This is a genomic window from Haemophilus haemolyticus, assembly GCF_003490595.1.
Classification (GTDB): domain Bacteria; phylum Pseudomonadota; class Gammaproteobacteria; order Enterobacterales; family Pasteurellaceae; genus Haemophilus; species Haemophilus haemolyticus_L.
Map to the genome: position 1 here is coordinate 1 of NZ_QQGY01000009.1, position 13,788 is coordinate 13,788.

General features: G+C 36.5%; 13 protein-coding genes and 1 rRNA gene. 8 read left to right on the forward strand and 6 right to left on the reverse strand.

Annotation, left to right across the window (positions count from 1 at the left end):
* Window positions 1–109 (reverse strand): 16S ribosomal RNA (locus DV415_RS07730); the annotation flags it as partial.
* A gap of 295 nt (window positions 110–404) precedes the next feature.
* Window positions 405–1,058, reverse strand: a complete 654-nt coding sequence (gene tfoX / locus DV415_RS07735; RefSeq protein WP_118790834.1) for a DNA transformation protein TfoX — start codon at window positions 1,056–1,058, stop codon at window positions 405–407.
* 385 nt (window positions 1,059–1,443) lie between these two features.
* Here tfoX and recA point away from each other — a divergent pair, with 385 nt between their 5' ends.
* Both recA and recX read left to right on the forward strand, forming a co-directional pair.
* Window positions 1,444–2,508 carry a recombinase RecA gene (gene recA / locus DV415_RS07740; RefSeq protein ID WP_009499645.1) on the forward strand — a complete coding sequence of 355 codons (1,065 nt, stop codon included), beginning with the start codon at window positions 1,444–1,446 and terminating at the stop codon, window positions 2,506–2,508.
* A gap of 79 nt (window positions 2,509–2,587) precedes the next feature.
* Complete coding sequence (recX, locus tag DV415_RS07745; RefSeq protein WP_118790835.1) at window positions 2,588–3,046, forward strand: recombination regulator RecX; 459 nt, start codon at window positions 2,588–2,590, stop codon at window positions 3,044–3,046.
* Here the strand turns inward: recX and crcB are convergent.
* The 4 genes from crcB to hcp form a co-directional block, all read right to left on the reverse strand.
* The gene (gene crcB / locus DV415_RS07750) at window positions 3,043–3,429 is read right to left on the reverse strand and encodes a fluoride efflux transporter CrcB (RefSeq protein WP_192879112.1); all 387 of its coding nucleotides are present in this window, start codon (window positions 3,427–3,429) and stop codon (window positions 3,043–3,045) included. The genes recX and crcB overlap by 4 nt on opposite strands.
* The gene (locus DV415_RS07755) at window positions 3,429–4,247 is read right to left on the reverse strand and encodes a Cof-type HAD-IIB family hydrolase (protein WP_118791647.1); all 819 of its coding nucleotides are present in this window, start codon (window positions 4,245–4,247) and stop codon (window positions 3,429–3,431) included. Before DV415_RS07755 ends, crcB begins: the two co-directional genes overlap by 1 nt.
* A gap of 112 nt (window positions 4,248–4,359) precedes the next feature.
* Window positions 4,360–5,382 (reverse strand): NADH oxidoreductase, encoded by a 1,023-nt coding sequence (gene hcr, locus DV415_RS07760; RefSeq protein ID WP_118791648.1) that lies wholly within the window; start codon window positions 5,380–5,382, stop codon window positions 4,360–4,362.
* A gap of 103 nt (window positions 5,383–5,485) precedes the next feature.
* Entirely contained in the window at window positions 5,486–7,138 is a 1,653-nt protein-coding gene (gene hcp, locus DV415_RS07765; protein WP_118791649.1) for a hydroxylamine reductase, read from the reverse strand.
* A 368-nt stretch (window positions 7,139–7,506) separates the two neighbouring features.
* Here hcp and DV415_RS07770 point away from each other — a divergent pair, with 368 nt between their 5' ends.
* From DV415_RS07770 to dcuC, 6 genes are all read left to right on the forward strand, one after another.
* Entirely contained in the window at window positions 7,507–8,511 is a 1,005-nt protein-coding gene (locus DV415_RS07770; protein ID WP_118791650.1) for an ornithine carbamoyltransferase, read from the forward strand.
* Window positions 8,512–8,520: 9 nt separating this feature from the next.
* Window positions 8,521–9,453: a carbamate kinase gene (arcC, locus tag DV415_RS07775; RefSeq protein ID WP_046953375.1), complete on the forward strand. Its 933-nt coding sequence runs from the start codon at window positions 8,521–8,523 to the stop codon at window positions 9,451–9,453.
* A 105-nt stretch (window positions 9,454–9,558) separates the two neighbouring features.
* Complete coding sequence (locus DV415_RS07780; protein WP_005658950.1) at window positions 9,559–11,088, forward strand: YfcC family protein; 1,530 nt, start codon at window positions 9,559–9,561, stop codon at window positions 11,086–11,088.
* 93 nt (window positions 11,089–11,181) lie between these two features.
* Window positions 11,182–11,649, forward strand: a complete 468-nt coding sequence (locus tag DV415_RS07785) for an Lrp/AsnC family transcriptional regulator (protein ID WP_118791651.1) — start codon at window positions 11,182–11,184, stop codon at window positions 11,647–11,649.
* Between the two features lie 81 nt (window positions 11,650–11,730).
* Window positions 11,731–12,435, forward strand: coding sequence for a dipeptidase PepE (gene pepE, locus DV415_RS07790; protein ID WP_179222780.1), 705 nt, complete (start codon window positions 11,731–11,733; stop codon window positions 12,433–12,435).
* 17 nt (window positions 12,436–12,452) lie between these two features.
* Window positions 12,453–13,748 carry a C4-dicarboxylate transporter DcuC gene (dcuC, locus tag DV415_RS07795; RefSeq protein ID WP_118791652.1) on the forward strand — a complete coding sequence of 432 codons (1,296 nt, stop codon included), beginning with the start codon at window positions 12,453–12,455 and terminating at the stop codon, window positions 13,746–13,748.
* Window positions 13,749–13,788 lie beyond the last annotated feature (40 nt).

Here is a 13,788-nt window from a genome sequence, read left to right on the forward strand (position 1 = left end):
TCCGCCACTCGTCAGCAAGAAAGCAAGCTTTCTCCTGCTACCGTTCGACTTGCATGTGTTAAGCCTGCCGCCAGCGTTCAATCTGAGCCATGATCAAACTCTTCAATTCAAGTTCAATCGCTCAATATACTGCTTAGCTATAAATAAAACACTACTTAAAAAAGTAATTATGAATTTTCAGTTAAGCACCTATTAAGACTTCAAAATTAAAAAATATTTTTAAAACAAGTCAATCAACAAGTGCCCACACAGATTGTCTGATATATTGTTAAAGAGCAAAAAACAACGACGCACGTGCAAACTTAAATACTTCACAACAGTGCGTCGTTGTGTGCGGTGCATTATAGGGATTTTCAAATCCCTTGCAAGTACTTTTTACAAAAATTTATTAGAGTGAACAAATTTTATTCGTCATCTAATTTTCTATAGCCCTTCAAGCCATTCTTTCTCAAAACCTCGTTTAATTTCTTCAATAAACGCTCTTTTTCAGCTTGACTTAACATCTGGCTATTTTTATTTTGCAAAGCACATACTAACTTCCAATAAAAATCTAAAGTTGCTCCGCTGCCGCTTTTCTTTAATTCCACCAATGCATTTTCTGCACCAATTTCTCTTAGCATTGCAACATCAGTAATGCCAACTTTTATTAGCGCTCTTTCATGCTTGATAGTTAAATTGGGTAAATCCTTTAATCTATTCAGCTTTCTTAAAGTACGATCTAACTTCTGATTGCGAATTTGCTGAATAGAAAGAATAATCAACTTTCTACACAACATATTATTACGCATCACCTGATCTGAAAGTGCATAATATTGAGAAAGTACAAATCTCTTATTCAACTCATTTGTTGTAAACGGTTCACAGCCTAATTTACTTAATTGAATTGCAAGTTCATCCTCGCCACGTAGATAAAGTTTTTTATTCTGCCAAATGGCAAACATTGTCTCTTCCTTGTGAAACAAACCGTAACCTGTAAAAAGATTTTTAAAGGTAACATTTCCTACTAACTGATCTAATATAGAGCAAACATTATCTATATGCTCGTCTTTTATATTCATATAAATCTCCTATGAATAACAATTTTAAAGATGGTCAGTAGAAGTACTTCTGATTTGGTTTATACCATGAAGTTTTTAATCTGACTAAGAATAAATTTCAGATTTGTGAAGCTGATCGTAAATTTGAAATTTATTTTTATGTAAACAATTGGTTTATATATAAATATACTATATTTAAAAATTTTCTTACCTTTATGTTTTGTATATAATTTAACCTAAAATTCAATTAATAAGCTTTTATCATAACTCCCTCATTTTAAGGTTTTGATCTACTTTCTTTGGAATACAGATCTCATACATTTCACAAATATAAATATTTTTCTTGACCTGTACATCAATACAGATATAATCACAAAAAATTGAACCTTCAAACAGGATTTTAATTATGGCAACTCAAGAAGAAAAACAAAAAGCACTAGCTGCAGCATTAGGACAAATCGAAAAACAATTTGGTAAAGGCTCAATTATGAAGTTAGGCGATACCAAAACGTTAGATGTAGAATCTATTTCTACAGGATCACTTGGCTTAGATGTTGCACTAGGAATTGGTGGTTTACCTATGGGACGAATTGTAGAAATTTTCGGACCAGAATCATCTGGTAAAACCACATTAACTCTTTCCGTCATTGCCCAAGCGCAAAAAGCGGGAAAAACCTGTGCATTTATTGATGCAGAACACGCCCTTGATCCTATTTATGCAGCAAAACTTGGGGTAGATGTAAAAGAACTTTTTGTTTCTCAACCAGATAATGGTGAACAAGCACTTGAAATATGCGATGCATTAGTTCGCTCTGGCGCAATTGATGTAATCATTGTGGACTCCGTTGCCGCACTGACACCAAAAGCTGAAATTGAAGGGGATATGGGTGATTCCCATATGGGGCTACAAGCTCGTTTAATGTCACAAGCTTTACGTAAACTTACTGGCCAAATTAAAAATGCAAACTGTTTAGTTGTATTTATTAACCAAATCCGAATGAAAATAGGTGTGATGTTTGGTAACCCTGAAACCACCACTGGCGGTAATGCATTAAAATTCTATTCTTCTGTTCGCTTAGATATTCGTCGCACTGGTTCTGTAAAAGATGGCGAAAATATTATTGGAAATGAAACACGCGTAAAAGTAGTAAAAAACAAACTAGCGGCACCATTCCGTCAAGTAGATTTCCAAATTCTTTATGGTGAAGGTATTTCAAAAGCGGGTGAGTTATTAGAACTTGGTGTAAAACACAAGCTTGTAGAGAAATCAGGTGCATGGTATGCCTATAATGGAGAAAAAATTGGTCAAGGTAAAACTAACTCAATGAAATGGCTCAATGAAAATCCAGAAAAAGCTGATGAATTAGAAGCACGTTTACGCGCAGAATTAGTGGCTAATCCAGAACAAGCTTTAATGGCTGACATTGAACAATCTGAAAATAGTTCAGAATCAGAAAGTGATTTTGAATAAATCAAATCATCAACGCCAAAAGTGCGGTCATTTTTAACCGCACTTTATATCAACTCAATAAAAATAAAGGAATCATTCCTTGTCATCCCTTGCTTTTAATTACATAGTTAATCTTCTTTCTTGCAGAGAATATAGCGAATTCGAGCTCCGCAATAAAATGCAGGAAAAGAACTTTTCGGAAGAAGAAATTGATGATGCATTATCTTTATGCCAGGCAAAAAATTGGCAAAGTGATCATCGTTTTTCAGAAAATTATCTAAATTCACGTGCACAAAAAGGTTATGGTGTAGGAAGAATTCGACAAGAATTACTCCAATTAAAAGGAGTGTCTTCTGATATTATTGATGAAGTTTTAATGGAATCAGAAATTGATTGGTATAAAATGGCTGAGAACTTGTTACGTAAAAAATTCCCAAATTACAACGAACAGCAAACGCCTAAAATGAAACAAAAAATTTGGCAATATATGCTATCACATGGATTTCGTAGCGATGAATTTGCTGATTTAATTGGGCAAAACCAAAGTGAATGGGATTAAGATAAAAGTTGAGAACAAATTTTATATATCCAAATTCCCAACACAGTCATAGCTAAACATCCGAATAAATGCATCATCAATACACAAAATCCATTTAACCACTTGTCATTAAAAAATAATTCCACAACTTCGGAAGAAAAAGAAGAAAATGTGGTTAGCGATCCTAAAAAACCGGTAATTAAAAATAACTGCCATTCATCACTAATTTGTGGGAATTGCCAAAAAAGCCCAAGTAATACACCAATAATTAAGCAACCAAGCAAATTAGCGATTAAAGTTCCAAAAGCAAATGAGGAAAATAAAGGATTAAATAACAATCCTATAGCCCAACGCAATGACGCACCTAATATTGCACCACAACTTATGAATAATAATGCCTGCATTAATAATCTAATCCAAATTGGGTTCTCAAATAACGAGCAACAGATTCTTCTTTATTTGAGCCAATAACTTCTAACTCTGGACAAGCTTTTTTTAAACGAATATCAGCATCTTGCATGATACAGCCTTTACCAGACCAAGAAAGCATTTCTACATCATTCATTCCATCACCAAAAGCAATACAGTCCTTTAACTCATATTCTCGCGATTCAAGTAAATGTTTTAATGCATCCCCTTTTGAAACATTCTTATTCATTACTTCCAAACAAGCTAATGCTGAATAAACAATTGTCGTTACGTCACCAAACTTATCTCGTAAATAAGTTTCTACTTCAACTAAATCCTCAGGAGTTTTACCAATAAAAAAGACTTTTTCTGTCCCACGTCCATGATGTTTAGAGAAATCGACAACGTTATAATCAAATCCTGATTCTTTATGGAACTGACGCATTGCAGGAATATCTTTATTAGTAAACCAACCTTCATCTTGATAACTATTCATGCATACTTTGGAAGTATCAAATGGCGTTTTGTAAAGCTCGAGAACTAATTCTTCTGGCAAGCTATTGCTATAAAGCAAATTACCCTGTAAATCCCGTACACGAGCCCCATTTGATGTAATCATAACCGCACGTTCCGCACCAATTTTTCCAAGAATGGATGACACATCGGTATGGTTACGCCCCGTTGCCAAAATGATATCCACGCCATTTTGCTCTAATGCTCTCAGCGTATCAATGGTAAGATCACCCACTAAATGTTCAGGAGTTAAAAGGGTGCCATCTAAATCAGACACCATTGCTCGAAAATGTAAATTCATAAAAACCTCAAAAAATAATTTGCGGTTATCATATCACTAAATATACAAATTGCCCTTGTCTAAGATCAATGTATAAAAAACCGTAATAAAAATAACCGCACTTTATTAAGGATTAAGGCATTAAATCAACTGATATATTTCCTTTCATTTGACAGCAGCACGCTAAAACATAACCTTGTTTAATTTCATCTTCTGTTAGCGGTCCGTTTGAACTCACTTCATAATCACCACTCACCACTAAAGTTTTACAAGAACCACAAATACCTTCTCTACAGGCTGCAATAATCGGTGCTTTATGTTCTTCCAAAGCAGCTAACAATGTTTTTCCAACAGGTACAGAAAAAGTTTGAGGTACTGGATTAGTAATAGAAAGCGTCACTTGTTTACTATTATCTAACATACAATTTTCTGCTGAAGAATGAAATTGCTCTAAAAAGAAACGCTCAGATGGGATACCAAGGGATTCTGTCATCGCACGTAAATCACGCATATAACTCTCTGGGCCACAAGTAAGCACTGTATAATCAGCTATATTGGGTACAAGGTCAGATAACATTTGACTATTTAAACGTCCAGCGATAAAGCCATCATCTGCATCAACAGAAGCATTAATAAATAATTTTAACTGTGGAAATTGTTCTTTCAGTAATACCCATTCTCGTTTAAAAATAACATCTTTAGGCGAATGGACACTATAGAATACAACCACATCTACACCCGGTTTATTTTTTAATAACCAGCGAGTCATAGACATGATTGGCGTAACACCACATCCACCAGCCACAAGCAAATATCGATCACTTACAATGCGGGTACAGGTAAATTTACCCATTGGATCGGATAGCCAAATTTGATCACCTTCTTTAATTTCGGATGTAATCCAATTAGAACCAACTCCATTTTTAATACGACGAACGGTTAAAGTAACAAAACGGCTCATTCCTGGCGTAGACGATAGCGTATAAGCTCGTACAATATTTGGTGTATTACGAATACTTACTAAAGCATACTGGCCAGGCTCATAAGGGTAAAAATCTTGTGCTATTAATTCAATTGTATAAACATCATCAGTTTCCTGATGAATGGAATGCACCTGCATTTCGTTATAACACAACGGATTCTGATTATTTGACATAGAATTTTCTCTTTGAAGATAGAAAAAAGTGCGGTGGATTTTTAAAATGTTTATAAAGCTAATACTACAAATTAAAAAATCGACCGCACTTTTCTATGAAATGTTATTTAGCTAAAGCTTCTGCCATATCTTGTTCAGGTGTTGTCAAACCGCGCAAACCGAATTTTTCATTTAATAATGCCATCACATTATCATTTAAAAATGCTGGTGCAGTCGGCCCTGTATAGATATTTTTAACACCTAATGCCAATAAGGTAAGCAAAATAACAATAGCTTTTTGCTCAAACCAAGAAAGCACAAGTGTTAATGGCAATTCGTTAACGCCAATACCCAGTTTTTGTGAAAGATTTACAGCAAGCATTATCGCAGAATACGCATCATTACATTGCCCAACATCTAACAAGCGAGGTAACCCATCAATAGCGCCAAAATCTAATTTATTAAAACGATATTTACCACAACCTAAAGTTAAAATCGCACAATCTTCCGGTACTTGACGAGCAAAATCAGTGTAATAGCTACGTTCACCTTTGCTGCCATCACAACCACCCACTAAGAAAACATGACGTAATTTTCCACCAGCAACAAGATTTATCACTGCATCTGAAGCATCTAATAAAGTTTGACGTCCAAACCCAACGGTAATTTTGTGTTCTAATTCATCATAAGGGAAGCCTGCCATTTCTTGCGCTTTCGCGATAACTTGACTGAAATCACGATCTTCAATGTGCGTTACACCAGGCCAGCCCACAATACTACGGGTATAAATACGATCTGCGTAATTGCCAACATTAGGATCAATAATACAGTTAGAGGTCATGATTACAGGACCTGGGAATTTGGCAAATTCTTTCTGCTGATTTTGCCAACCACTTCCATAGTTACCAACTAAATGGTTGTATTTTTTCAATTCTGGGTAACCATGCGCAGGTAACATTTCACCATGAGTATAAATATTTATCCCTGTTCCTTCCGTTTGTTCTAAAAGTGCTTTTAAATCTTTTAAATCATGACCAGAAATTAAAATACATTTTCCTGCAACAGGCTTCACATTTACCGTAGCTGGAACAGGATGACCAAATGCTTCTGTTTCACCCGCATCTAACAAACTCATTACTTGAAAATTCATATTACCGATGCCAAGTGCCTTTTCTAACAATTCATTTAGATCGCTTGGATTCGTTCCTAGCCACGCCATAAACTCATGGAATTGACGATATACCTCATTATCAAATTTACCTAAAACATGGGCATGTTCCATATAAGCAGCCGCACCTTTTAAACCGTATAAACAAAGCATACGCACGCCATGTACCTCTTCCCCAATCAAAGTGCGGTCAGAATTTAGGGCAAAATTCGCAGCTTGTTTTGTTAAATCAGAAATCGTTGCGGATTCAAGCTGTAAATGAGCTAACGGATGGTTTATATCAATACTTGGATTTAGTGCACGGCAACGTTTTATTAAATTATCACGATAAGTGATGGCTTGTTGCGCATATTCAACTATACGTTGAGAATCAAAGTTTACATTAGTCAAGGTAGAGAAAAATGCTTGCGCCGTAAAAGCATCAATTTCATTATCGATAATAGCTAAATCTCTCGCTTGAATAGCCCAAGCAGATAAGCTTTGCAGAGTTGCAACAAGGAGGTCTTGTAAATCAGAAGTTTCCGCAGTTTTACCGCACATTCCTTGAGAGTAACTACAACCGTTACCCACAGGTGTACGCATTGTTTGTTCGCATTGTACGCAGTACATAATTAAGTCCTTTTGATTAGAATAGAAAGTTTCGTTATAAACCCGATAAAATCACTCAGATTTATAAAAAAAATGATAAAACCTTTTTTCTACTAGATACAAAAGGAAATTTAGATTAATTAGAATTTGTTTGATCTAGATTAAATTAATACCAATAACAAGTTAATCTATTTTTATTTGAAAGAACACAAATTCTAACAATACTAAAAACCACGCAATAAAATTTCATATATTGGCATTACCAGTTGAAAAACGATAACAAATTTCATTTTATCTCTCTTATAATGCAACTGTTCGAACAACAAGCAGTATCATCGAATGATGTATGTTTATTCCCCAATGGATAGTCAAAACACAAGGAGATTATTATGGCTTTCAATATGAAAAACAGACATTTACTCAGTCTTGTTCATCACACAGAACGTGAAATTAAATATCTCTTAGATCTCTCCCGAGATTTGAAACGAGCCAAATATGCAGGCACAGAACAACAAAAATTAAAAGGCAAAAATATCGCGCTCATCTTTGAAAAAACCTCCACCCGCACACGCTGTGCATTCGAAGTCGCCGCTCATGACCAAGGCGCACAAGTCACCTACATCGACCCTAACTCCTCCCAAATTGGCCACAAAGAAAGTATGAAAGATACCGCCCGCGTATTAGGCAGAATGTATGATGGCATTGAATATCGTGGCTTTAAACAAAGTATCGTTCAAGAACTGGCTGATTATGCTGGTGTGCCAGTATTCAATGGTTTAACCGATGAATTCCATCCTACACAAATGCTAGCAGATGTGCTTACTATGATTGAACATTGCGACAAACCATTAAGCGAAATTAGCTATGTATATATTGGAGATGCACGCAATAACATGGGTAATTCACTTTTATTAATTGGTGCAAAATTAGGTATGGATGTTCGTATTTGCGGACCTAAAGCTTTATTACCAGAAACAAGTCTTGTGGAAATGTGCGAAAAATTTGCGAAAGAAAGTGGTGCTCGTATTACTGTAACTGAAGATATAGATAAAGCGGTGAAAGGTGTAGATTTTGTCCATACTGATGTATGGGTTTCAATGGGTGAACCATTAGAAACTTGGGGAGAACGCATTAAATTATTACTTCCTTATCAAGTCACACCTGAATTAATGAAACGCACTGGTAATCCAAAAGTTAAATTTATGCACTGCTTACCTGCCTTCCATAACAGTGAAACCAAAGTTGGTCGTCAAATTGCTGAAAAATATCCTGAATTAGCTAATGGTATTGAAGTAACTGAAGATGTATTTGAATCTTCAATGAACATTGCATTTGAACAAGCAGAAAACCGTATGCACACAATTAAAGCGGTAATGGTTGCAAGTTTGGCATAAGGAGAACGTATGAGAATAGTGATTGCATTAGGCGGTAATGCGTTATTACGACGCGGAGAGCCGCTGACAGCCGAAAATCAACGACAAAATGTTCGCATTGCTTGTGAACAAATTGCTAAAGTTTGGCCAAACAATGAATTAGTGATAGCGCACGGTAATGGCCCACAAGTGGGTTTGCTCGCCTTACAAGGCGCTGCCTATACTGATGTACCAACCTATCCTTTAGATGTATTAGGTGCAGAATCAGTAGGAATGATTGGTTATATGATTCAACAAGAACTCGGTAATTTAGTTCCATTTGAAGTGCCATTTGCAACTTTATTATCTCAAGTAGAAGTTGATATCAACGACCCAGCTTTTAAAAATCCAACTAAACCAATTGGCCCTGTTTATACAAAAGAAGAAGCTGAACGTTTGGCAAAAGAAAAAAATTGGTCTATCGCACAAGATGGTGATAAATATCGTCGCGTTGTGCCAAGTCCATTGCCAAAACGTATTTTTGAAATTCGTCCGGTCAAATGGTTGCTTGAAAAAGGCAGTATCGTAATTTGTGCGGGTGGCGGCGGTATCCCGACCTATTATGATGAAAACCATAATTTACAAGGTGTTGAAGCCGTTATCGACAAAGATTTATGTTCAGCTTTACTTGCAGAAAATCTTGATGCGGATTTATTCATCATCGCAACTGACGTTTCTGCAACTTTCGTAGATTGGGGTAAACCAACTCAAAAAGCAATTTCAGTCGCATCACCTGAAGCTATTTCAGAACTTGGTTTCGCTGCAGGTTCCATGGGGCCGAAAGTACAAGCCGCGATCAACTTTGCGAAACAAACAGGAAAAGATGCAGTAATAGGCTCTTTATCTGATATTGTAGACATTGTGAAAGGAAAAGCTGGTACTCGTATTACGAAAAAAGCTGAAGGCATATCCTATTATGCCTAAATAATAAAAGAACGTTGAGAAATCATTCTCAAAGTAAAAAGTGCGGTCGGTTTAACCGATGTTTTTACCAACCGCACTTTAAACGTTACACATAAGGAGCTCGCTATGGATGCGTCCAAAAAGAAGAAAACGTTTAATTTCCCATCAGCGTTTACCATTTTATTTGCAATATTAATTCTCGCTGTTGGATTGACCTGGGTTATTCCATCCGGTTCATATTCAAAATTAACATATAACTCCACTGATAATGTTTTTGTGGTCAAAGCTTACGGCGTTGACGATAAAACTTATCCCGCCACAACTGACACTCTTGATAATCTCAATATCAAAATTAAACTCTCCAACTTCACTGAAGGCGTAATCAAAAAACCAATCGCTATTCCAGGCACTTATCAACGTGTAGAACAACACCACAAAGGCATTGAAGACATCACCAAAAGTATGGTGGAAGGCACCATCGAAGCTGTTGATGTCATGGTCTTTATCTTCGTGTTGGGGGGTATGATTGGTGTTATTAACCGAACTGGTTCTTTTAATGCTGGTTTGATGGCACTCGCAAAGAAAACCAAAGGTAATGAGTTTTTTATTGTATTCAGCGTATCCGTCTTAATGGTATTAGGCGGTACAACATGCGGTATTGAAGAAGAAGCAGTGGCATTCTATCCAATTCTGGTGCCAGTATTCTTGGCTCTGGGATATGATGCGATAGTCTGCGTAGGGGCAATATTCCTTGCTTCATCTATGGGAACCGCATTCTCTACAATTAACCCATTCTCCGTTGTTATCGCATCAAATGCAGCTGGTATTCAATTTACTGAAGGTATTGGTTTCCGTGCTCTAGGTTTAGTTTTAGGGGCAACTTGCGTAATCGCATATCTTTATTGGTACTGTAAAAAAATCAAAGCTGACCCAAGTTTTTCTTTCACTTATGACGATCGCGAAGAATTCCGTCAACGTTATATGAAGAACTTTGATCCAAATGCAACTATCGCATTCTCAGCTCGTCGCAAATTAATCTTAACGCTTTTCTGTATTGCATTCCCTATTATGATTTGGGGTGTAATGGTTGGCGGATGGTGGTTCCCTCAAATGGCTGCATCTTTCCTTGCCATTACTATCATCATTATGTTTATTAGTGGCTTGTCTGAAAAAGATATTGTAGAATCCTTCACTGAAGGTGCATCAGAATTAGTAGGCGTGTCCTTAATCATCGGTCTTGCTCGTGGCGTGAACTTAGTACTCGAACAAGGTATGATTTCTGACACTATCCTTGATTATATGTCTAATGTGGTTAGTGGTATGCCAGGTAGCGTATTCATCTTAGGTCAATTAGTCGTATTTATTTTCCTAGGCTTAATCGTGCCGTCTTCTTCAGGCTTAGCCGTACTTTCAATGCCAATTATGGCGCCACTTGCTGACTCAGTGGGTATTCCACGTGATATCGTGGTTTCCGCTTACAACTGGGGACAATATGCAATGCTATTCTTGGCACCGACAGGATTAGTTTTGGTGACACTCCAAATGTTGCATATTCCATTTGATAGATGGGTTAAATTCGTCATGCCAATGATTGGATGTTTATTACTAATTGGCTCCATTTTATTGGTAGTACAAGTATCTTTATATAGTGTTTAACTAATTAGTCAAATTGCCGCCTAGATCACAGTTTTTCTAGGCGGTTTCTTTTATAATAAGTTATCTTTTTTGTTAGCATAAAAAGGATTTACTATGCTTAAAAAACGCTTTGATAATATTGATACCCGTATTCTTAAAGCATTGCAACGCAATGGCCGATTACAAAATAATGAACTGGCTAACGAAATAGGACTTTCAAATTCAGCTTGTTTACGTCGAGTGAATCACTTAGAAGAAAGTGGCGTAATTGATAACTATGTAGCTTTATTAAATCCTAAAAAAGTAAACTGTAATCTCATCGTTTATGCATTAGGTTCTTTCTTTGAAGAAGATCCTGAATTAAAAGAGCGGTTTATTTTTGAAGTGAAATTAATCCCCCAAATTACCGAATGCCATTTTATGGCAGGAACTTTCGATTTTCTTCTGAAACTTTGTGTATCAGATTTAGAAGAATTTAACCATATTAAAACCACCTATCTTAATTCTAGGCTTGGCATTAAAACCTTAAAATCAGAAGTAACACTAAAAACGGTTAAATCAACAACTGAGTTGCCTTTATAAAAATCCAGCTTTTATGCTGGATTTTGTTTTTAGCTTAGGCATAATAGCAATAACTTTTCATCCCTAAAAAGGATTATAAATATGAAAAACATGTTACTGCTCAGTAGCTCAAAATACAAGAACACAGGTTATCTTGAACACACCATACCTTGGTTACAAAATTTCTTGGCTGATTATCATGGTAAAACAATTGCTTTTGTGCCTTATGCTGGGGTACGCCGCACTTTTGATGAATATGAAAAAACTGTGCAAAATGCACTTTCTGATTTAAGGATGAATATTGTTTCCGTTCATCATGGTAAACAGCATCGAGATATCATTGAACAAGCAGATGTCATTGCTATTGGCGGCGGAAATACATTTTGTTTGTTAAAACAGCTTTATGAACACAATTTGATTGATATCATTCGCGAAAAAGTAAATAACGGTACGCCTTATTTTGGTTGGAGTGCTGGGGCCAATGTAGCGGGCGCATCTATTATGACAACTAATGATATGCCGATTACTTATCCTCCTTCATTTCAAGCATTACAACTTTTTCCTCATCAAATTAATCCGCACTTTATTTCAGGTAAAATGCAAGGCCACAATGGTGAAAGCCGAGAAGAACGTTTGGCAGAATTTTTACTCGTTAATCCAACTGCATTTGTATATGCCTTACCTGAAGGTTCTGCGCTTCATATACAAAATGAAATGGCAACTGTGTTGGGTGAAAATCCTATTTTGTGCTTCAGTGAAAATATGGAATGTGGCACATTTGATATCAATACAACTTTTTCTTATTAACTTAAAAGGAACATATAATGGAATTATTTAAATCCATCGTTGCAGTGATTGGCATTATTGCCACAATTTATTTTCTGATTAAAAAAGCCGAAACCAGAACCGTTTTAATTGGTGTTGGTTTAATAATGTCCATTCTGACGCTGAATACAATGGGCGCATTAGATGCTTTTGCCAAAAGCATGACATCTGGCGGATTAATTATGGCTATCTGTTCTAGCATGGGTTTTGCTTATGTAATGAAATACACTCAATGTGATACTCATCTAGTGCATTTACTTACCAAACCATTAAGCGGATTAAAATTCTTCTTAATTCCGATTGCAACCGTCATCACCTTTTTCATCAATATTGCTATTCCTTCTGCTGCTGGTTGTGCTGCTGCGGTTGGCGCAACATTAATTCCCGTTTTAAAAAGTGCGGGTGTTCGACCAGCTACTGCTGGGGCAGCTATTTTAGCAGGTACTTTTGGATCAATGATGAGCCCGGGTTCTTCTCACTCAGCAATGATTAGTGAAATGTCAGGCTTAACTATCACTCAAGTAAACCTTTCACATGCGCCATATAGCATGATTGCGGGAGCAATAGGTGCGGTTGTTTTAACAATTCTTGCGCTTGTTTTTAAAGATTATGGTGAACAACATCGTCAAGCTTATCTTGCAGAACAAAAAGAAAGTGAAATTAAAGTTGTTGAAGGCGTCAATGTACTTTATGCCCTTGCACCATTAATACCATTAGTTATTTTAGTAATTGGTGGAACGTCATTACAACAAGTGCCAGGTCTTGAATGGACTAAAATGGGCGTTCCTCAAGCAATGCTGATTGGTGCAATTTATGGCATTATCGTCACTCGTATTTCCCCAGTAAAAATCACTGAAGAATTTTTCAATGGTATGGGAAATTCTTATGCAAACGTACTTGGTATCATCATTGCAGCCAGTGTTTTTGTAGCAGGATTAAAATCTACGGGCGCAGTGGATGCTGCAATTTCTTTCTTAAAAGAATCCAACGAATTTGTACGTTGGGGTGCAACAATTGGACCATTCTTAATGGGGTTAATTACAGGCTCTGGCGATGCTGCAGCGATAGCCTTTAACAGTGCCGTCACACCACATGCTGTAGAACTCGGCTACACTCATGTAAATCTTGGTATGGCAGCAGCAATTGCTGGTGCAATCGGTCGTACAGCTTCACCAATTGCAGGTGTAACCATTGTTTGTGCAGGCCTTGCTATGGTAAGCCCAGTAGAAATGGTAAAACGTACCGCACCAGGCATGATACTTGCTGTTTTATTCTTAGCGTTATTTATGTTGTAAAAATAGTAAAAAATTGACCGCACTTTTTTTAAGTGCGGTC

Coding starts and splice junctions, on each gene's coding strand:
- tfoX (WP_118790834.1), bottom strand. CDS start 1,058: ATGAATATAAAAGACGAGCATATAGATAATGTTTGCTCTATATTAGAT.
- recA (WP_009499645.1), top strand. CDS start 1,444: ATGGCAACTCAAGAAGAAAAACAAAAAGCACTAGCTGCAGCATTAGGA.
- crcB (WP_192879112.1), bottom strand. CDS start 3,429: ATGCAGGCATTATTATTCATAAGTTGTGGTGCAATATTAGGTGCGTCA.
- DV415_RS07755 (WP_118791647.1), bottom strand. CDS start 4,247: ATGAATTTACATTTTCGAGCAATGGTGTCTGATTTAGATGGCACCCTT.
- hcr (WP_118791648.1), bottom strand. CDS start 5,382: ATGTCAAATAATCAGAATCCGTTGTGTTATAACGAAATGCAGGTGCAT.
- hcp (WP_118791649.1), bottom strand. CDS start 7,138: ATGTACTGCGTACAATGCGAACAAACAATGCGTACACCTGTGGGTAAC.
- DV415_RS07770 (WP_118791650.1), top strand. CDS start 7,507: ATGGCTTTCAATATGAAAAACAGACATTTACTCAGTCTTGTTCATCAC.
- arcC (WP_046953375.1), top strand. CDS start 8,521: ATGAGAATAGTGATTGCATTAGGCGGTAATGCGTTATTACGACGCGGA.
- DV415_RS07780 (WP_005658950.1), top strand. CDS start 9,559: ATGGATGCGTCCAAAAAGAAGAAAACGTTTAATTTCCCATCAGCGTTT.
- DV415_RS07785 (WP_118791651.1), top strand. CDS start 11,182: ATGCTTAAAAAACGCTTTGATAATATTGATACCCGTATTCTTAAAGCA.
- pepE (WP_179222780.1), top strand. CDS start 11,731: ATGAAAAACATGTTACTGCTCAGTAGCTCAAAATACAAGAACACAGGT.
- dcuC (WP_118791652.1), top strand. CDS start 12,453: ATGGAATTATTTAAATCCATCGTTGCAGTGATTGGCATTATTGCCACA.